This is a genomic window from Streptomyces sp. SCSIO 30461 (assembly GCF_037023745.1).
Taxonomy (GTDB): domain Bacteria; phylum Actinomycetota; class Actinomycetes; order Streptomycetales; family Streptomycetaceae; genus Streptomyces.
In genome coordinates, this window is sequence record NZ_CP146101.1 from 5,477,614 (window position 1) to 5,495,323 (window position 17,710).

The 17,710-nt window shown below is 70.8% G+C and carries 17 protein-coding genes and 2 pseudogenes; 10 read left to right on the forward strand and 9 right to left on the reverse strand.

Features of this window, described 5'->3' with window-relative positions; all coding sequences use genetic code 11:
* Positions 1 to 9: 9 nt before the first annotated feature.
* Positions 10 to 765, reverse strand: coding sequence for a ZIP family metal transporter (locus V1460_RS24535; RefSeq protein WP_338675773.1), 756 nt, complete (start codon positions 763 to 765; stop codon positions 10 to 12).
* A 47-nt stretch (positions 766 to 812) separates the two neighbouring features.
* Between V1460_RS24535 and V1460_RS24540 the strand changes: the two are divergent.
* Positions 813 to 1,196, forward strand: a pseudogene (locus V1460_RS24540) (cobalamin biosynthesis protein); the annotation flags it as partial.
* Positions 1,197 to 1,387: 191 nt separating this feature from the next.
* Positions 1,388 to 2,512, forward strand: a complete 1,125-nt coding sequence (gene cobC, locus V1460_RS24545; protein ID WP_407077520.1) for an Rv2231c family pyridoxal phosphate-dependent protein CobC — start codon at positions 1,388 to 1,390, stop codon at positions 2,510 to 2,512.
* 265 nt (positions 2,513 to 2,777) lie between these two features.
* Here cobC and V1460_RS24550 read toward each other — a convergent pair whose 3' ends face one another.
* The gene (locus tag V1460_RS24550; protein WP_338675774.1) at positions 2,778 to 3,698 is read right to left on the reverse strand and encodes an SCO1860 family LAETG-anchored protein; all 921 of its coding nucleotides are present in this window, start codon (positions 3,696 to 3,698) and stop codon (positions 2,778 to 2,780) included.
* Between the two features lie 319 nt (positions 3,699 to 4,017).
* Here V1460_RS24550 and V1460_RS24555 point away from each other — a divergent pair, with 319 nt between their 5' ends.
* The gene (locus V1460_RS24555; RefSeq protein ID WP_338675775.1) at positions 4,018 to 4,350 is read left to right on the forward strand and encodes a DUF6191 domain-containing protein; all 333 of its coding nucleotides are present in this window, start codon (positions 4,018 to 4,020) and stop codon (positions 4,348 to 4,350) included.
* A 109-nt stretch (positions 4,351 to 4,459) separates the two neighbouring features.
* Here the strand turns inward: V1460_RS24555 and V1460_RS24560 are convergent, their stop codons facing one another.
* Positions 4,460 to 5,548 carry an amidohydrolase family protein gene (locus tag V1460_RS24560; RefSeq protein WP_338675776.1) on the reverse strand — a complete coding sequence of 363 codons (1,089 nt, stop codon included), beginning with the start codon at positions 5,546 to 5,548 and terminating at the stop codon, positions 4,460 to 4,462.
* A gap of 457 nt (positions 5,549 to 6,005) precedes the next feature.
* Here V1460_RS24560 and ectA point away from each other — a divergent pair, with 457 nt between their 5' ends.
* From ectA to thpD, 4 genes are all read left to right on the forward strand, one after another.
* The gene (gene ectA, locus V1460_RS24565) at positions 6,006 to 6,509 is read left to right on the forward strand and encodes a diaminobutyrate acetyltransferase (RefSeq protein WP_338675777.1); all 504 of its coding nucleotides are present in this window, start codon (positions 6,006 to 6,008) and stop codon (positions 6,507 to 6,509) included.
* 80 nt (positions 6,510 to 6,589) lie between these two features.
* Positions 6,590 to 7,858 (forward strand): diaminobutyrate--2-oxoglutarate transaminase, encoded by a 1,269-nt coding sequence (ectB, locus tag V1460_RS24570; protein WP_338675778.1) that lies wholly within the window; start codon positions 6,590 to 6,592, stop codon positions 7,856 to 7,858.
* 77 nt (positions 7,859 to 7,935) lie between these two features.
* Positions 7,936 to 8,334: an ectoine synthase gene (locus V1460_RS24575; protein WP_338675779.1), complete on the forward strand. Its 399-nt coding sequence runs from the start codon at positions 7,936 to 7,938 to the stop codon at positions 8,332 to 8,334.
* A 3-nt stretch (positions 8,335 to 8,337) separates the two neighbouring features.
* Complete coding sequence (gene thpD / locus V1460_RS24580) at positions 8,338 to 9,228, forward strand: ectoine hydroxylase (RefSeq protein ID WP_338675780.1); 891 nt, start codon at positions 8,338 to 8,340, stop codon at positions 9,226 to 9,228.
* A gap of 81 nt (positions 9,229 to 9,309) precedes the next feature.
* On the opposite strand, the gene V1460_RS24585 is transcribed toward thpD, so the two are convergent.
* A complete protein-coding gene (locus V1460_RS24585; protein ID WP_338675781.1) occupies positions 9,310 to 10,389 on the reverse strand; it encodes an alkene reductase in 1,080 nt (359 codons plus the stop codon).
* 187 nt (positions 10,390 to 10,576) lie between these two features.
* On the opposite strand from V1460_RS24585, the gene V1460_RS24590 reads away from it, so the two are divergent.
* On the forward strand, positions 10,577 to 11,137 hold the full coding sequence (locus V1460_RS24590; protein WP_338675782.1) for a MarR family winged helix-turn-helix transcriptional regulator: 561 nt from the start codon (positions 10,577 to 10,579) through the stop codon (positions 11,135 to 11,137).
* On the opposite strand, the gene V1460_RS24595 is transcribed toward V1460_RS24590, so the two are convergent.
* The 4 genes from V1460_RS24595 to V1460_RS24610 form a co-directional block, all read right to left on the reverse strand.
* Positions 11,086 to 12,132 (reverse strand): aminotransferase class V-fold PLP-dependent enzyme, encoded by a 1,047-nt coding sequence (locus V1460_RS24595; RefSeq protein ID WP_338675783.1) that lies wholly within the window; start codon positions 12,130 to 12,132, stop codon positions 11,086 to 11,088. The genes V1460_RS24590 and V1460_RS24595 overlap by 52 nt on opposite strands.
* Positions 12,133 to 12,228: 96 nt before the next feature.
* Positions 12,229 to 12,843 (reverse strand): DUF1349 domain-containing protein, encoded by a 615-nt coding sequence (locus V1460_RS24600; protein ID WP_338675784.1) that lies wholly within the window; start codon positions 12,841 to 12,843, stop codon positions 12,229 to 12,231.
* 4 nt (positions 12,844 to 12,847) lie between these two features.
* Complete coding sequence (locus V1460_RS24605; RefSeq protein WP_338678190.1) at positions 12,848 to 14,383, reverse strand: aldehyde dehydrogenase (NADP(+)); 1,536 nt, start codon at positions 14,381 to 14,383, stop codon at positions 12,848 to 12,850.
* A gap of 192 nt (positions 14,384 to 14,575) precedes the next feature.
* A complete protein-coding gene (locus V1460_RS24610) occupies positions 14,576 to 14,752 on the reverse strand; it encodes a hypothetical protein (RefSeq protein WP_338675785.1) in 177 nt (58 codons plus the stop codon).
* Positions 14,753 to 14,848: 96 nt separating this feature from the next.
* Between V1460_RS24610 and V1460_RS36490 the strand changes: the two are divergent.
* Positions 14,849 to 15,184, forward strand: a pseudogene (locus tag V1460_RS36490) (response regulator transcription factor); the annotation flags it as partial.
* 285 nt (positions 15,185 to 15,469) lie between these two features.
* Complete coding sequence (locus V1460_RS24620; RefSeq protein WP_338671540.1) at positions 15,470 to 16,819, forward strand: IS110 family transposase; 1,350 nt, start codon at positions 15,470 to 15,472, stop codon at positions 16,817 to 16,819.
* Between the two features lie 19 nt (positions 16,820 to 16,838).
* Here the strand turns inward: V1460_RS24620 and V1460_RS24625 are convergent.
* Positions 16,839 to 17,686, reverse strand: a protein-coding gene (locus tag V1460_RS24625) for an IS5 family transposase (RefSeq protein WP_407077521.1) whose coding sequence is annotated in 2 segments (ribosomal slippage) — positions 16,839 to 17,344 and positions 17,344 to 17,686 — 849 coding nt in all. Because the reading frame shifts where the segments join, the coding sequence is not laid out codon by codon here.
* Positions 17,687 to 17,710 lie beyond the last annotated feature (24 nt).

Here is a 17,710-nt window from a genome sequence, read left to right on the forward strand (position 1 = left end):
TCCCCGGGGTCACTCCGCGACGCCCGTCACCAACCAGATGAACGCCACTGCGCCCACCGTGCACAGCAGTGTGGAGTGTGCGGGATGGCGGTGGTGCGCCTCGGGCAGGATCTCGGCCGCCGCGAGGTAGACCAGCACACCGGCGAAGAAGCCGAGGTAGCTGCCCAGCAGTTCCGGGGGCAGGGTGAAAACCGTGGCCGACGCGGCGCCGGCTACGGGCGCGAGCGCGGCGGCGACCAGCATGGCGAGGGCCTTGCGGCGGTCGTTCCCGTAGATGCTGGTGACGGTGTAGGTGTTGAAGCCGTCGGCGAAGTCATGGCTGATGACGGCGAGTGCCACCGTGACGCCCATCCCGCCCCCCGCCTGGAAGGCCGCCCCGATGGCGATCCCGTCCATGAGGCTGTGACCCACCATCGCCGCGGCCACCGCCATGCCGACCCGCGGTGCGCGATGGTCGTGGCTGTTGCCCGCGCCGTCCCGTGTCCCGACGTAGGCACCGTGCGCGGCATGGCGGGCCGCCAGCATCCGCTCGACGAGGTGGGCGACCAGGAAACCGCCCACGAACAGCAGCAGCGCCTGCGGCACTCCGAAGACCTCATGTCCTGCGGCGGCCATCGCCTCGGGCAGCAGATCGAGCCCCGCCGCACCGAGCATCAGCCCACCCGCGACACCGAGGACGAGGTGCCTGCGGTCGGTCACGCGCTGCGCCATCCACCCGCCGAACAGCGTCATCAGGAACGCGCCGAGCGCGACGAACACCGCCATGGGTTCTTGCTAGCGGATACGGCTGCCCCTGTGCCGGGCGCCACGCCATGAGCCCCCTCGTCATCGGGGTCGGTGCACGGCGCGGCGCTCCGGCCGCCGAGGTGCTGGGGCTGATCGGGGCCGCGCTGCGGGAGGTACCCGGGCACGGGTCCGAAGCAGTGGTGGCACTGGCTACCTTGGACACCAAGGCGGACGAGCCGGGGCTCGTCGCCGCCGCGGCGGCGCTCGGCGTACCCCTGCGGGCCTACCCGGCACGGGTACTGGCCGCGGTGCCGGTACCGCATCCGTCGGGTGCGGTACGGGGCGCGGTGGGCACGGCGTCGGTGGCAGAAGCCGCAGCACTCGCGGAAGGGGGCGAACTGGTCGTGTCGAAGCGCACATCAGGGGAGGGGGGACGACCTGGCACAGTCACGTGTGCGATCGTACGGCGTTCAGTACCGCTGGATCCGAAGCCTCCGATTGCGGAGCCGGAGCACCGGACACCACCGCCGGCGTCGCCGCCGCACCTTCGAGGAGAACGTGTGATTTCCCCGCCCGCATTGCGCATCGCGGCTCCCCGCGCCGGATGTGAGGCCGCGGCCGGCAGCGGAGCCCGTAACGCCGCGGGAGCGGTGGGTCACCCGTGACCGGACCGAACGACTCGGCCGACGCCACCGGCTCCACTGGAAGGCACGACGCCCACGATCCGGATGACCCGCACGATCTGCGGCACCACGGCGACGCGGAGATACGCGACGCCCGGCTGACCGATCTCGCGGTCAACGTCCGTGCCAACACTCCGCCGCGCTGGCTGCGTGAGCGGATCGCCGCGTCCCTGACCTCGCTCGCCGCCTATCCAGACGAGCGGGCGGCGCGGGCGGCGGTGGCGGCCCGGCACGGGCTGCCCGTGGAGCGCGTACTGCTGACGGCCGGCGCCGCCGAGGCCTTCGTGCTGCTGGCCCGCGGGCTGCCGGTGAGCCGGCCTGCCGTGGTCCACCCGCAGTTCACGGAGCCGGAGGCGGCGCTGCGGGACGCGGGCCACCGGGTGACCCGCGTGGTGCTGCGCGAGGAGGACGGCTTCCGACTCGATCCGCGCGCCGTCCCGGAGGACGCGGACCTGGTGGTGCTGGGCAACCCGACGAACCCCACCTCGGTGCTGCACCCGGCCGCGACGATCAGTCGACTGGCCCGTCCGGGGCGGACCCTGGTGGTCGACGAGGCGTTCATGGACGCGGTGCCCGGCGAGCGCGAGACTCTGGCTTCGGCGGCGGATGTACCGGGGCTCGTGGTGCTGCGCAGCCTCACCAAGACCTGGGGGCTCGCCGGACTGCGGATCGGCTATGTCCTCGCCGCACCGGAGACGATCGCCGCGCTGGAGCGGGCGCAGCCGTTGTGGCCGGTGTCGACGCCGGCGCTGGTGGCGGCGGAGGCGTGCGTCTCGTCGCGGGCGCTGGTGGAGGCGGCCGGGGCCGCGGAGCGGATCGCCGCCGAACGGGCACATCTGCTGGCCGGTCTCGCGGAGTTCGACGAGGTGCGCACCGTGCCGACGTCGCAGGGCCCGTTCGTGCTGCTCCACACGGAGCAGGCGGACCGGGTGCGTGAGTTCCTGCGGCGCCTCGGCTTCGCGGTGCGGCGCGGCGACACGTTCCCCGGGCTGGACCGGAACTGGCTCCGGGTGGCAGTGCGCGACCGCGCCACGACGAATCGTTTCCTCCAGGCTTTGGACCAGGCGCTGTCGGCCGTAGGCGCGACCACGAGCGGCAACTGACGGACAGCGGGCCGCCGTGTCCCCCCGCCCATCGAGCGGAGCGTTGGCGCCGCCGTCGCTGCCGCCGCCCGGCCGCCGGGGTGGCTCCGGCCGCAGCGACTGCGTTTCGGCCCGGGCGATCCGGCCCCGGCCCGCGGCACCTCGCCGAGGGCGGGGGCCGGGCAAGTCGGTCCCTCGGCCACGCGTCGCACCGGGCGACGTGTGGCCGAGGGCCTCCTGCCCGTTCTGCCGGCTGCCCGTTCTGCCGGTCTCGTCGCCCGGGCCGTCAGCCCCGGGCGCGACGCCGGGACACGGCCACCGCGGCGGCACCGGCCGCCAGCAGTGCGACAGCACCGACAGCGGCGTACGGGGTGGTCGAGTCTGCGCCCGTCGCCGCGAGACCGTCGGAGCCCCGTTCGGGCGCCGGGGACGCCGGGGCTTGGGGCACTTCGGGTTCCGCGCCGGTCTGGGTCCGCAGGTCCGGTGCGGGGGCACCGGCTTCCGGCGACTCGCAGCCGGCTGCGGCCAGTGTCACCGTGCCCTCGACCTCCGCGACGTTCAGCTTCAACGGATTCACGGACACCTTCAGCTCCAGCGCGGTCGCCGCGGCCGTACGCGAGGTCGTCTCCGTGCGGGACAGGTCGAGCGTGACCGTGCCGACACCCGGCACCTCGACCTTCGAAGGACCACCCGACGTGATGCTGACCTTCTTGCCCAACGCCCGGACGGTGCCGAGCACATTGGCCGTGGCCACCGGCTTCGCACCCGCCGCGCACACCGCCTTCGCCGTCACGTTCTCCACCTCGATGAGCGAGAGCGGCGCGAGACCGGGGACGTGCACCTTGGCATGCGCGATCGTGGCGACGCCCTCGGCGCGCTCACGGTTCGCGGTCGCCCTGGCAGCGGCAGCATCCGCCTTCAGCATGCTGAACGGCCGTCCCTCGTCGACGCCCTCCAGCTGAACGGTGAGCGCGGTCCTGTCCGCGTTCCCCGGCGCCCGAACCTCGTTGAGACTCGTCCTGAGCGGCACCTGGAGGGTCTTGTTCAACAGGGAGACATCCAGTCCTGCGCGCATGACGACCGCACTCGCCTGCCCTTCCGAGCCGCCCGACGCATGGGCGGGCCCGGTCAGTGCAAGTGGGCCCGCGACGGCCAGCCCGACGACGGCAGCCGCGGAGACGGCGGCTGCGGAACGACGTGCGGGCATGCGGAAGGTAGTGCTGTTCACGGTGGTGGAACCCCCACAAGAGACACGGCATCGCCGGGGACCGTCCACCACGGGGACTCGTGTACGACGGCGGCGACTCGAACATGCGCATACTTACGTACCGAGAGTGAACGTGCGCACACCTGGGGTGAGTTCACTCCAAAGTGTGGTTTCGCGCCCTCATCCGATTCGCTGCTCCACGGGGCTGCCCGGCAATCGCCGATGGACCGCCACGCGCCGGATGGCCGCACCAGGCCCTTGACGGGGGCGGCCCCGGTCTGACTGCCGCCGGAATCGGCCTCATCCGGATACTGGGCGCATGCCGTTCCTCGTCTTCCTGACCCTTCCCGGACTGGTCATCCTGCTGACCGTGCTGGCCCTCGTCGATCAGCTCCTGCTGAGGATGGGCCGCTCCGGTCTCCTGCCGTGGCGGAACAGCGCGCGTCAGGGGCAGATATCGGCGACCGGCTTCGAGCAGCTGCACGCGGGTCTCTCGCCGGGCAAGCAGAACGAGCTGAAGGAGCGGCAGTCGGCGCTGTTGCTGCGCGACGACGAGGATGACGGGGCCCCGCCGAACCGGACCACGGTGGATCTGGACGGCGGGACCGCGGTCGTCCGGATACCGGCGGACGGCCGGCGACAACGGCGGTAGCGACGTCCGGCCTTCGGCGGCCACAGACCGCGGGCTCCGCCGCCACAGGGCCCCGGTCCGGCGGCCCAGGACCCCGAAGGACCCGGTGGGCCAGGACCCAGGACAGCCGTCACACGACCGTACGGCCGTTGACGACCACCCTTCGCGGCGCGGCGAGCACCGCCACGTCCGCCCGCGGATCCGCCTCGTACACCACGAGGTCCGCGGGGGCTCCCTCCTCCAGGCCCGGGCGCCCGAGCCAGCTCCGGGCACCCCATGCCGTCGCGGAGAGCGCCTCCACCGCCGGGATGCCCGCCTTCACCAGCTCCGCGACCTCAGCGGCGACAAGCCCATGCGGCAGCGACCCGCCCGCGTCCGTGCCGACGAAGACCGGGACTCCGGCGTCGTACGCCGCACGCACGGTGTCGTAGCGGCGCTCGTGCAGTCGCCGCATATGCGCGGCCCAGCGCGGGAACTTCCCCTCGCCGCCCGCCGCGAGTCCCGGGAAGGTCGCGATGTTGACCAGCGTGGGAACGATCGCGACACCACGCTCCGCGAACAGCGGAATGGTCTCCTCGGTCAGCCCGGTCGCATGCTCGACGCAGTCGATACCCGCCTCGACGAGGTCCCGGAGCGAGTCCTCGGCGAAGCAGTGGGCGGTGACCCGGGCACCCAGCCGATGTGCCTCGGCGATGGCCGCCTCGGCGGCCTCGCGCGGCCAGCAGGCGCCCAGATCACCCGCCTCGCGATCGAGCCAGTCGCCGACCAGCTTGACCCAGCCGTCGCCCCGGCGCGCCTCCCGCGCCACATAGGCGACAAGTTCGTCGGGCTCGATCTCATGGCCGTAGTTGCGGATGTAGCGGCGGGTGCGCGCGATATGGCGTCCTGCCCTGATGACCTTGGGGAGGTCGTCACGGTCGTCGATCCAGCGGGTGTCGGCGGGTGAGCCGGCGTCCCTGATGAGCAGGGTGCCCGCGTCACGGTCGGCGAGCGCCTGCTTCTCGCTGGTCACCTCGTCCACGGCACCGTGCGCGTCGAGGCCCACATGGCAGTGGGCGTCGACCAGACCGGGCAGCGCCCAGCCGTCCACCGTCCGTACGTCCCCGGCCACGGGGCGTCGGAAGGTGACGCGTCCACCGACCACCCACAGCTCGTCTCGCACCTCCTGCGGACCGACGAGCACCCGACCTCTCACATGCAGCACCACGCCATCGCTCATGGCAGGCACTCTACGAGCACCGGTGACGCCTCCGGCAGAGCATGCACGTGCATCGGCGTTCGGGCGCGAGGAAATTCCCTGCACTCCCGCACGACCTCGGACACTACCCATCAACTCAATCGACCACTCTCGCAGGAGGCAAATAGAGAGTGAATTCAAGAATACGGGATGCATTTTATTCAGAGTAGCTCCCCGTATTCTTCTGCCCCGTTTTCCCCACCCTAAACGCCAAGATTTCACTGGGGTGCAACTCCACCATTCCAGTCATGCTCCGCAGGTCGCCCGACATGTGACCGACTCCACATCGGCGGTTTTTTGCCCCGATAACTCCCAGACAAAGAGGGCCAGTTCGGGAACCCTCGCGCCAGCGCGCGCACGCGCGATAACACAGACTCATGCCTCACCCAACCCCCTGGACACATGCGATCTCGCAATTTGCTCGGTAAATTCAATTCGCATGACCACCGCATTGAGCATCGACAGCCCACGAGTGGAGGACGGAGCCGCGATCTGGCGAATTGCCCGCGACTCCGAGGTCCTGGACCTGAACTCCTCGTACAGCTATCTGCTGTGGTGCCGCGATTTCGCCGCGACATCCGTGGTGGCCCGCGGCGTGGACGGCGAACCGATCGCGTTCATCACCGGCTACATCCGGCCCGAGCGCCCGGAGACCCTGGTCGTCTGGCAGGTCGCCGTCGACGAGGCGCACCGGGGCCGCGGACTGGCCGGGACGCTCCTGGAGGCGCTCGCCACGCGGGGCGCCGCGCACGGTGTACGCATGATCGAGACCACCGTCACGCCCGACAACACCGCGTCCGACCGCCTCTTCGCCTCTTTCGCCGCCCGTCGGGGGGCGAGCCTGGAACGCGAGGTGCTCTTCGACGGCGGGCTGTTCCCCGACGGAGGTCACCAGCCGGAAGTGCTGTACCGAATCGGCCCGATCACGCCCGCCTCCGGCTGAGCGGCACCACCGCCGCTGCCGGCCAGACAGGGCTACCAGCCCGCGTTCCAGCCCGAACACCCACACCAGGAGAAATCGCTGTGACCATCACCCCGCCCGCCCTGAGTGTCTTCGAGACCCTGGAGTCGGAGGTGCGCAGCTACTGCCGCGGTTGGCCCGCCGTGTTCGACCGTGCGCAGGGCGCCCGCCTCACCGACGAGGACGGCCACTCCTACCTCGACTTCTTCGCCGGCGCAGGGTCACTCAACTACGGGCACAACAACCCCGTGCTCAAACGCGCGCTGCTGGACTACCTGGAGCGCGACGGCATCACCCACGGCCTCGACATGGCGACGACGGCGAAGCGTGCCTTCCTGGAGTCGTTCCAGAACATCGTGCTGCGCCCGCGCGATCTGCCGTACAAGGTGATGTTCCCCGGCCCGACCGGCACCAACGCCGTGGAGGCCGCCCTCAAACTGGCCCGCAAGGTGAAGGGCCGCGAGGCGATCGTCTCGTTCACCAACGCGTTCCACGGGATGTCCCTCGGTTCGCTCGCCGTGACGGGCAACGCCTTCAAGCGGGCCGGCGCCGGCATACCGCTGGTCCACGGCACCCCGATGCCGTTCGACAACTACTTCGACGGTCAGGTACCGGACTTCCTGTGGTTCGAGCGGCTGCTGGAGGACCAGGGCTCCGGCCTCAACAAGCCCGCCGCAGTCATCGTCGAGACCGTGCAGGGCGAGGGCGGTGTCAACGTGGCGCGCGCCGAGTGGCTGCGGGCGCTGGCCGACCTGTGCCACCGCCAGGACATGCTGCTCATCGTGGACGACATCCAGATGGGCTGCGGCCGCACCGGCGCCTTCTTCTCCTTCGAGGAAGCGGGCATCACGCCGGACATCGTCACGCTGTCCAAGTCGATCAGCGGCTACGGGCTGCCCATGTCGCTGTGCCTGTTCGCGCCGGAGCTGGACATCTGGGAGCCGGGCGAGCACAACGGCACGTTCCGCGGCAACAACCCGGCCTTCGTGACCGCCGCCGCCGCGCTGGACACATACTGGGCCGACGGCCAGATGGAGAAGCAGACCATCGCCCGCAGCGAGCAGGTCGAGCAGACCCTGCTGTCGATCGCCGACGAGAACTCGGCGGCCGGGGTCCACTTCCGCGGTCGCGGGCTCGTCTGGGGCATGGAGTTCGCCGAGAAGAGCCGCGCGTCCGCCGTCTGCGCCCGCGCCTTCGAGCTGGGCCTGCTGCTGGAGACCTCGGGACCGGAGAGCGAGGTGGTCAAGCTGCTGCCGCCGCTCACCGTGACGCCCGACGAGCTGGACGAGGGTCTCAGCACGCTCGCCCGTGCCGTCCGCGAGACAGCCTGACCCCCGCACACATGTGCGCACCCGGCATCGACCGGAAAAGACCCGAAAGCCCGGAATAGAGAGGTTCTGAACCCACCGTGATCGTCCGTTCGCTCAAGGCCATCGAGGACACCGACCGGCATGTCAGGGCCAAATCGGGCACCTGGGAGAGCAAGCGCATCGTGCTCGCCAAGGAGAAGGTCGGCTTCTCACTGCACGAGACCGTGCTGTACGCGGGTACGGAGACGTCGATGTGGTATGCCAACCACATCGAGGCCGTGCTGTGCGTCGAGGGTGAGGCGGAACTCACCGACGACGAGACCGGCGAATCGCACTGGATCGAGCCCGGCACCATGTACCTGCTGAACGGCCACGAGCGTCACACACTGCGCCCCAAGACCGACTTCCGCTGTGTCTGCGTGTTCAACCCGCCCGTGACCGGACGGGAGGACCACGACGAGAACGGCGTCTACCCCCTGCTGACCGAGGAGGGCTGACACATGACCACCGCGATCACCGATCTCTACCCGACCCGCGGGACCACCGAGGCGGCCGTCCCCCGTCAGGACCCGGTCGTCTGGTCGGCGCCCGGCGCTCCCGGGCCGATCGCTCCGTCGGCCCTCCAGTCGTATGAACGTGACGGCTTCCTCGCCATCGAGGAGCTCATCACACCGGCCGAGGTGGCGACCTACCGCGCCGAGCTCAACCGGCTGGTCTCGGACCCGGCGGTCAGGGCCGACGAGCGCTCAATCATCGAGCCGAAGTCCCAGGACGTGCGCACCGTGTTCGAGGTGCACAGGATCAGCGAGCTGTTCGCCGGTCTGGTGCGCGATGAGCGGGTGGTCGGCCGGGCGCGCCAGATACTCGGCTCCGACGTGTACGTGCACCAGTCGCGGATCAACGTCAAGCCGGGCTTCGGAGCCTCGGGCTTCTACTGGCACTCGGACTTCGAGACCTGGCACGCCGAGGACGGGCTGCCCCGGATGCGGACCGTGTCGGTGTCGATCGCACTGACCGAGAACTTCGACACCAACGGCGGCCTGATGATCATGCCCGGGTCGCACAGGACGTTCCTCGGCTGCGCGGGCGAGACGCCGAAGGACAACTACAAGAAGTCGCTGCAGATGCAGGACGCGGGCACGCCGTCGGACGAGATGCTGACCGCGTTCGCCGACCGGCACGGCATCCGGCTGTTCACGGGCAAGGCCGGATCCGCGACCTGGTTCGACTGCAACGCGATGCACGGGTCGGGGGACAACATCACCCCGTATCCGCGCAGCAACGTCTTCATCGTGTTCAACAGCGTGGAGAACACGGCTGAAGAGCCGTTCGCGGCGCCGGTGCCCCGGCCTTCGTTCATCGGAGCCCGGGACTTCACCCCGGTGCGCTGATCACCTCGCCGAAGGGCGGGCCGGTCGCGTATGTCGCGCGACCGGCCCGCCGGCCGTATACGGCCCGTCCGCCCGATGCGCTCAGCCGGTGAGCGCGGGGTAGTCGGTGTACCCCTTCTCGTCCCCGCCGAAGAAGGTGGCCGGGTCGGGGGTGTTGTACGGTCCGCCCGCCGCGAGCCTGGCCGGGAGGTCCGGGTTGGCGAGGAAGAGGGCGCCGTACGCCAGGATGTCGGCGATCCCGTCCTCGACCAGGGTGAGCGCGTCGTGGCCGGTGGGCCCGTCGGTCGCGGGGTTGAGGACGAGGGTGCCGGAGAACTCCTTGCGCAGATCGAGGATCAGCGGGCGCAGCGCGGGGGTGGCCTCCAGGATGTGCACATACGCGAGACCCAGCCCGTCCAGCTCGCGGAGCAGCGCCGGATAGGCCCGCTCCGCCTCCTCCAGCGGCTCGGCGATGTCGTTGTACGGGTTGGTCGGCGAGAGCCGGATGGCCGTGCGCTCGGGACCGATGGCCTCGGCGACGGCCTTGGTGACCTCGGCGGCGAAGCGGATCCTGGACTCGGCGTCGCCGCCCCACTCGTCGGTGCGGCGGTTGGTGTTCGGCGCGATGAACTGGTGGATGAGATAGCCGTTGGCGCCGTGCAGTTCGACCCCGTCGAAGCCGGCCTCCACGGCGCGTCGCGCGGCGGCGGCGAAGTCCTCGATGGTGGCGCGCACTTCGTCGGCGGTCAACTCCCGCGGGGTTCCGATGGCCTTGGGGCCTTCGTGGGTGAACACCTGGCCTTCGGCGGCAACCGCGGAGGGGCCGACCGGTACGAGCTCACCGGGCAGCACATCCGGGTGGCCGATGCGGCCCGCGTGCATCAGCTGCGCGAAGATCCGGCCGCCCTCGGCGTGCACGGCGTCGGTGACCAGGCGCCAGGCCGCGACCTGCTCCGCGCTGTACAGACCGGGGGTGTCGGGGTAGCCCTGACCGACGACCGACGGCTGGATCCCCTCGGAGATGATCAGCCCGGCCGAGGCGCGCTGGGTGTAGTACTCCACGGTCGATCCGGTCGGCGTGAGACCGGGACCGAACGCGCGGCTGCGGGTCATCGGGGCCATCGCGATGCGGTTGGCGAGCCGGGTGCCGGACAGGTCGATCGGGTCGAAGGCGGTGGTCATGGGGGCCTCCCTGGCGAGAATATTGGTCGGCCAAATAATTGGCTCGAGATTCACTGTACCTCATTGCTTGGCCGACCAAAGTAATCTGGAGGAGGGAATATATGGGAGCGTCGGGGCTACCTGGCACTCCACCCGCCAGAGCCCCTCAAGCTCCCCGGAACCCGACGAAGCCCGACAAGGAGGCCCGATGAAACCCGAGGCCAACCCTGAGACCGGTGCCGCCTGCACCGACGGCCTGCTGCCGCTGGCCGCCCGGAGCGGCCCGGTGACCCATGCGGTCACCCGGGTGGCCCGGCTGCACCGGATGGCCGCCGGCAAGCTGCTGCGGCAGGTCGGGCTCTATCCCGGCCAGGAGGCCGTGATGATGCTGCTGTGGCAGAAGGGGCCGGTACGGCAGTCGGAGCTCATCAAGATCTGCGAGCTCGACCCCTCGACCATCACCAAGATGCTCCAGCGCCTCGAGCAGTCGGGGCATGTCCGCCGCAGACCCGACCCGGCCGACCGGCGTGCGGTGCTGGTCGAGGCGACGGAGACCAGCTGCGCGCTGTTCACCGATGTCAACCGGGCCTGGCGCGAGCTGGAGGAACACACCCTCGCCGGCCTTGACCCGACCGAGCGCGCCGAGCTCGGCCGGCTTCTGGCCAAGGTCGAGGAGAACCTCTGCCCGGAGACGTTCTGCGGCCCGGAGGCAGGGGCTCAGCCGGACAGCACGTCGAGCGCCCTGTCCACGTCCGCCTCCGAGTTGTAGAGGTGGAACGAGGCCCGCATGTTCCCCGCGCGGGCCGACACGACGACCCCGGCACGGGCCAGCTCCGGCCCCCGGTCGCCGAGCCCCGGCACGGCCACGATGGCGGAATCACCCGGCACGGGCGAGTGCCCGAGCTCGATCAACCCCCGGCGGAAGCGAGCCGCGAGCGCGGTGTCGTGCGCGTGGATCCGCTCCACCCCGGATCGCTCCACCAGCGCGAGTGAGTGCTCCGCCGCGTGGTACGAGAGGAAGGCCGGCGGCTCGTCGTAGCGCCGTGCCGACCGGGCGAACTCCTCCACCGGCCCATAGGTGCCCCGCGACAGATCCTCGGCCGCCAGCCACCCCGCGTGGAGCGGGAGCAGCGACCGCTGCGCCTCCTCCGTGACCGTGAGGAACGACGCCCCGCGCGGGCAGAGCAGGTACTTGAACGCGGCCGTGACGGTGTAGTCGTACTCCCCCGCGTCCAGCGGCAACCAGCCCGCGGACTGGCTGGCATCGAGCAGGACACGGGCTCCATGGCCACGCGCCGCCTCCCGTACGGCGGTGAGATCGGCGACCCTCCCGTCCGCCGACTGCACGGCGGACAACGCGACCAGTGCCGTCCCCGGACCGACCGCATCGGCGATCCGCTCCAGCGGCGCATACCGCACCTTCAGATCGCCGCGAGCAGCGAAGGGGGTGACCACCGAGCTGAACTCCCCCTCGACTGAAACCACTTCCGCCCCGGCCGGCAACGAGGCCGCGATCAGCCCGACATGCACGGCCACCGATCCGCCGAGCGCCACCCGCTCGGCCGCGACACCGGCGATCCGGCCGAAGGAGGCACGGACCGCCTCAGTGGTCTCGAAGCTGCCCGAGCCCCCGGTCCACCCGGAAGCAACCTGCTCGGCGAGTCGTCTGACGGCCTCGACCGAACGTCGGGGCAAGAGCCCGCAGCTGGAGGTGTTCAGATACGTCGATGCGGGCGCGAACTCGGCGCCTCCCAGAGTGTCCACCAGTCTCCTCGAACGTGTTGCGAAAGTGGCGCCGACCGCCGGGAGGGCGGGCGCGCGGTGTCTGGTGTGCGGGCGACCGCAGCGGCCCGTTCCGCATCAGGACCCGTCGCGCAGTCCGTCCGGCCAGGACGTGCGGAACTCGATGTGGTCGAAGGCGGCGACACAGCCCTCGCCCACCGGCGACTGGACCAGGAATCCGACCAGCGCCGCGTCGGCCTGTTCACGGGTGCCCAGGCTGAAGATCCGGACGAAGGTCCAGTGAACGCCGTCCGTGGACGCGTGGAAGGCGAAGGCGCCGCCGGTGCGGCTGATACGGAGCCAGGCGCGATCGCCGTCCACCACGAATGAGTTGGCGTCGTCGGAGTGGCCCCGGGTGACGACCGTGCTGATGGTCGGGGTGTCCGGCGACAGTTCCAGGCAGAGCTTGGCCCATTCGCGTTCGGCGGCTTGGAGATAGAGGGCGCCCGCGTCGAAGGCTGCTCCGAGGCCTGCCTTCACCCGGGCGATCAGCTGGAAGTCGCCCTCGGGTGCGCCGAGCAGGCGGGGCGCGTCGGAGACCGGGGCAAGGGACTCGCCGGTGGGCGGGACGAAACGGTCCTGGCGGGCACCCGCCCAGCCGGTGAGCGTGCCGTTCTCGTACGCCCAGTGGGCGTCGGGGCCGTACGGACGGAGCGGGAAGGGGAGTTCCGGCAGGGTGATCTCCTCGGTCACCGGGTCAGCTTTCCAGACCCTCCCGTCGGCCGTCGACCAGGCGCGGCAGGCCGAGCGGGTTCTCGTCGCGCAACTCAGGGGGGAGCAGCGCGGGCGGGACGGACTGATAGGTGACCGGCCGCAGCCAGCGCTCGATGGCGGTGACCCCCACGGAAGTGAACGCGGAGGTGGCCGCCGGGTAGGGGCCGCCGTGGTACTGAGCGGGAGTGACGGCCACTCCGGTCGGCCATCCGTCGACCAGGACCCGGCCCGCGAGCGGCACGAGCGACGCGAGCAGCTCGGCCGCCGCGGGGTACCCGGCGCCCTCCGCGTCCGCCTCGTCCTGGCCGAGGTGCACGGTCGCGGTGAGGTTGCCGGACAGCCGGGCGATCACGGCCTCGATCTCGGCACGCGACTCGTAGCGGGCGATCACGGTGACCGGGCCGAAGCACTCCTCCAGGAGCAGGTCGTGCGGGCCCTCGGCGGCCATCAGCCCGGCCGGTACGGTCAGGAAACCCGCGCTGACGGTGTGCTTCCCGCCGGCGCCGGGCGTGACAGGCGTCTCGACGCCGTCCAACGCGGCCCGTTCGGCGACGCCCGCGACGAAGGCGTCCCGCATCCGGTGGTCGAGCATCACCCCGGGCTCGGTCTCGCTCACCGCCTCCGTCAGGGACTTCAGCAGCCTGTCCCCCGCGTCGCCCGCCGGCGCGAGTACGAAGCCGGGCTTGGTGCAGAACTGGCCTTCGCCCAGGGTCATGGATCCGGCCAGGCCGGCGCCGATCGCCTCGGCCCGCTCGGCCGCCGCAGCCCTGGTGACCACCACCGGGTTGAGCGAGCCGAGCTCGCCGTGGAACGGGATCGGTACGGGCCGGGCCGCGGCGGCGTCGAAGAGCACCCGCCCGCCGCGTACCGAACCGGTGAACCCGGCGGCCGCCACGAGCGGATGCCGCACCAACTCCACACCGGCGTCGAACCCGTGCACCAGGGAGACGAGGTCCTCGGGCAGGCCGACCCGGTGGGCGGCGCGCCGCAACACCGACAGGCACAGTTCGGAGGTGGCCGGGTGGTCGGGGTGGGCCTTGATGACGACCGGGCAGCCGGCCGCGAGGGCACTCGCGGTGTCGCCACCGGGCACCGAGAAGGCCAGTGGGAAGTTGCTCGCCGCGTAGACGGCGACCACTCCGAGCGGGATGCGCCAGCGGCGCAGATCCGGCCAGGGCGGGGTGCGGTCCGCATCAGGGTGGTCGATGCGGACGTCCAGGAAGGACCCTTCGTCCACGGCAGCGGCGAACGCCCGCAACTGGGCTGTGGTCCGGGCAAGTTCGCCGGTGAGCCGCACCGGGCCCAGGGCGGTCTCGGCGTCGGCGGCCTCGATGACGTGCTCGCCCGCCTCGTCGAGCAGCTCGGCGGCGGTGCGCAGCAGAGCGGCGCGGGCCCCACGGTCGGCGAGGGCGGCGCGGGCGGCGTGTGCGGCACGCACCACCTGGTCGAGCTCTTCGGCCGTGGCCTCGACCGCGACTTGTTCGCGCCGCGCCCCGGTCCGGGGGTCCACGCTCCACACCGGTGCTGCTCCGACCACGGCTTTCCTTCCCCGGGGTTGATGCGCGGGTTGATGTCCGCGACGGTGCGGACCCTATTTCGGGGCGTTTGGAGGGGTCAAGGGATACCAAGGGCCGACCCGGGATCACCCGCACGGCGGAGACGGATCGTCGGCGACCGGGAGGTCCGCGAGCGAGCGGCTCCACGAGGGTGGTCACCATGAGACCGAACCGCTCACCGCCGCTTCCGCCTCCCCGGCCTCCCCCGGCTCCAGCACCTCGGTCCCGCCGCCCAACCGGGTACGAGAGGTGCTGCGGGCCGTCACGATCGCCTCCTGCGTCCCGTACCCCGCCCACGCCGCGAACGACGGGGCGGGCGCCAGGAGCACCATGGACGAGAGCTTCCTCCGTCCATGGGTATTCGACGTCGATGGGCGGCCAGACTGCGCACAGCGGTCTGGCTCACCCTGCACGTCGGTGTGGGCGCACTGGTCAGCGGGGCGTCACCGGCCCTGCCGCCGTTCGCCGTGACCACGGCGCTGCTGCCACTGTCCGCCGGGATCCGCGAGTGGGCTCGGCTGCCCGCGTCGCTGGACCGGCCCTGGGTCATCGCGCTCACTCCGTTCGCCGCGGCCGCGATGCTGCCGGCCCTGGCAGGCTGCGCGGGCCTGACGAACACGGAGATCGGGGAACGTCTCGGAGTGGGCCATGCCACGGCCAAGACACATGTTGCGGCGGTGCTCGCGAAGTCCGGCACGCGCGACCGCACCCAAGCCGTCATCGCGGCGTACGAGTCGGGCTTCATCACCCCCAACCCCGGCTAAGAGGACGTCTCACGTGGTGATCTTGGTGAGTTTCTTGTAGCAGGTCAGCCCTTCTGGTCCCTGTCGGGGAACGCCTTGCCGGCGTGAAAACATGATCGCGGCGCCCGCTCGCCGACTCCGGTTGCTCGTTGGGACACCAAGCCCGTAGGTCAGTCTGGTGCAGGGGCCGCTGCGGGGCCTTGCCTTGTTGCCGTAGAGCACGCCGGTCAGATTTCGTCTTCCCCGTGGCCCCTTGGGGCGGGCGCCGCCTGTACGAACGGAACGAGGGGGAAGGGGCACGCGCCCGTGGCGGAGACGGATGCCGAGGAGAGCGAGCAGGGACCGGAGCTGGTGGAGCGGGTCGCGGCGATCGATATCGCCAAGGCATCCGGGATGGTGTGCACCCGGGTGCCGCACGAGGACAAGCCCGGCCGGAGAGTACAGCGTGTGTGGCACGTGGCCGCGACCAGCGGCGCCATCCTGGATCTCGCGGACCACCTGATATGCCAGGGCGTCACCCGGGTGGTCATGGAAGCGACCTCGACGTACTGGAAGCCGTTCTTCTTTCTCCTGGAGGCGCGGGGGCTTGAATGCTGGCTGGTCAACGCGCGTGACGTGAAGAACGTGCCTGGCCGCCCGAAGACCGACAGGCTCGATGCGGTGTGGCTGGCCAAGCTCGCCGAACGCGGCATGCTCAGAGCCTCGTTCGTGCCGCCAAAGCCGGTGCGGGAGCTGCGGGACCTGACCCGTTCCCGCGCGGTCCTCACCCACGAGCGCACCCGGCACAAGCAGCGCGCGGAGAAGCTCCTGGAGGACGCGCAGATCAAGCTGTCCTCGGTGATCTCCGACATCTTCGGCGTCTCCGGCCGCGCGATGCTCGAGGCGCTGATCGCGGGCGAACGCAGCCCCAGGGCCCTGGCCGACCTGGCACACGGCACCATCAAAGCCAGCCCCCAGGCCCTTCAAGAGGCACTGGCGGGCGGGTTCGAGGAACACCACGCGTTCATGCTGCGGATGCTGCTGGACACCGTCGACTACCTCACCATGCAGATCGACAAGCTCACCGCCCGCATCACCACCCGTCTCACCGAGCTGTCCACGACCCACGACGACAGGGACGGTGACAGGGACGACGACCGGCCCGGTCAGGGCATGCTGATGCCGCTGACCGACGTCGAGCGCCTGGACGAGATCCCCGGGGTGGGACCGGCCACCGCCCAGGTCATCCTCGCCGAGATCGGCACCGACATGAGCGTGTTCCCCACCGCCGACCACCTGGCCTCCTGGGCCCGCCTATCCCCACGCACCTTCCAGTCCGGCCCGAAGAACACCTCCGGACCCGCCGGCAAAGGCAACCCCTGGCTGCGCGGAGCACTCGGCGAAGCCGCCATCTCCGCCGCCCGCACCGACACCTTCCTCGGCGCCCGCTACCGCCGCATCGTCAAACGCCGAGGCCACCTCAAAGCACTGGTCGCCGTCGCCCGCTCCATCCTGGTCACGGTCTGGCACCTCCTGAACGACCCCACCGCCCGCTACCGCGACCTCGGCCCCGACTGGCACACCAAGAACCTCGATCCCGCCCGCAAGACCCGCGACCTCGTCCGCCAGCTCACCGCCCTCGGCCACGACGTCACCCTCACCCCGGCAGGCGCCTGACACACCACCGCACCGCCCCTCAACCCCGTCGGCACAGCCCCAGGGGCCACATCGCCATGCCCGTCGAACCCCCGAGTTTTCCGGTCAGGGCGGCTGCAAGACCAAGGAATGCGAGAAAGTGGGAGCCCTTGCGTTCGTACCGGACGGTGAGGCGGCGGTAGCCGAAGAGCCAGGCGATGGATCGTTCGATCTTCCAGCGGTGGCGGCCGAGCCGTTCGCTCGATTCGATGCCTGGCCGTGCGATGCGCGGGACGATGCGGCGCTCGCGGAGCCAGGCGAGGTGTTCGGCGGAGAAGTACGCCTTGTCCGCGCGGAGCTTTCCCGGGCGGTGCCGGCGGGGGCCTCGTCGGGAGCGGACCGCTGGTATCCCGCGGATCAGCGGCTTCAGTCCCAGCGTGTCGTTCGTGTTCGCGGCGGACACCGCGACGACAAGGGGGATGCCTTGGGCTTCGGACAGCACGTGCAGTTTGCTGCCCTTCTTGCCGCGATCGACCGGATTCGGTCCGGTCAGCGAACCCCCCTTTTCGCCCGCACACTCGCCGCGTCGGCGATCGCTGAAGACCAGTCCACCTCGCCCCGGGCGCCGAGTTGGTCCAGTACCGCGCGGTGCAGTCGGCGCCACAGGCCCGCCTCGGTCCATACGGTGAACCGGCGATGGGCTGTCGCGGGCGACACGCCGAACGTCTCGGGAAGGTGCCGCCAGGCGCACCCGCTGGTCAGTACATACACGACCGCGGTGAACACGGCCCGCTCATCACACGGAGCAGTCCCGCCGCCCTGCGGACGGGACTTGAACGACGGTAGCAACGGTCCAACCAATTCCCACAGCCCGTCAGGAACCAGCCGCCGCGATAGATCAGCACCCACAAGCAGCCATGATGCCGCACGTTA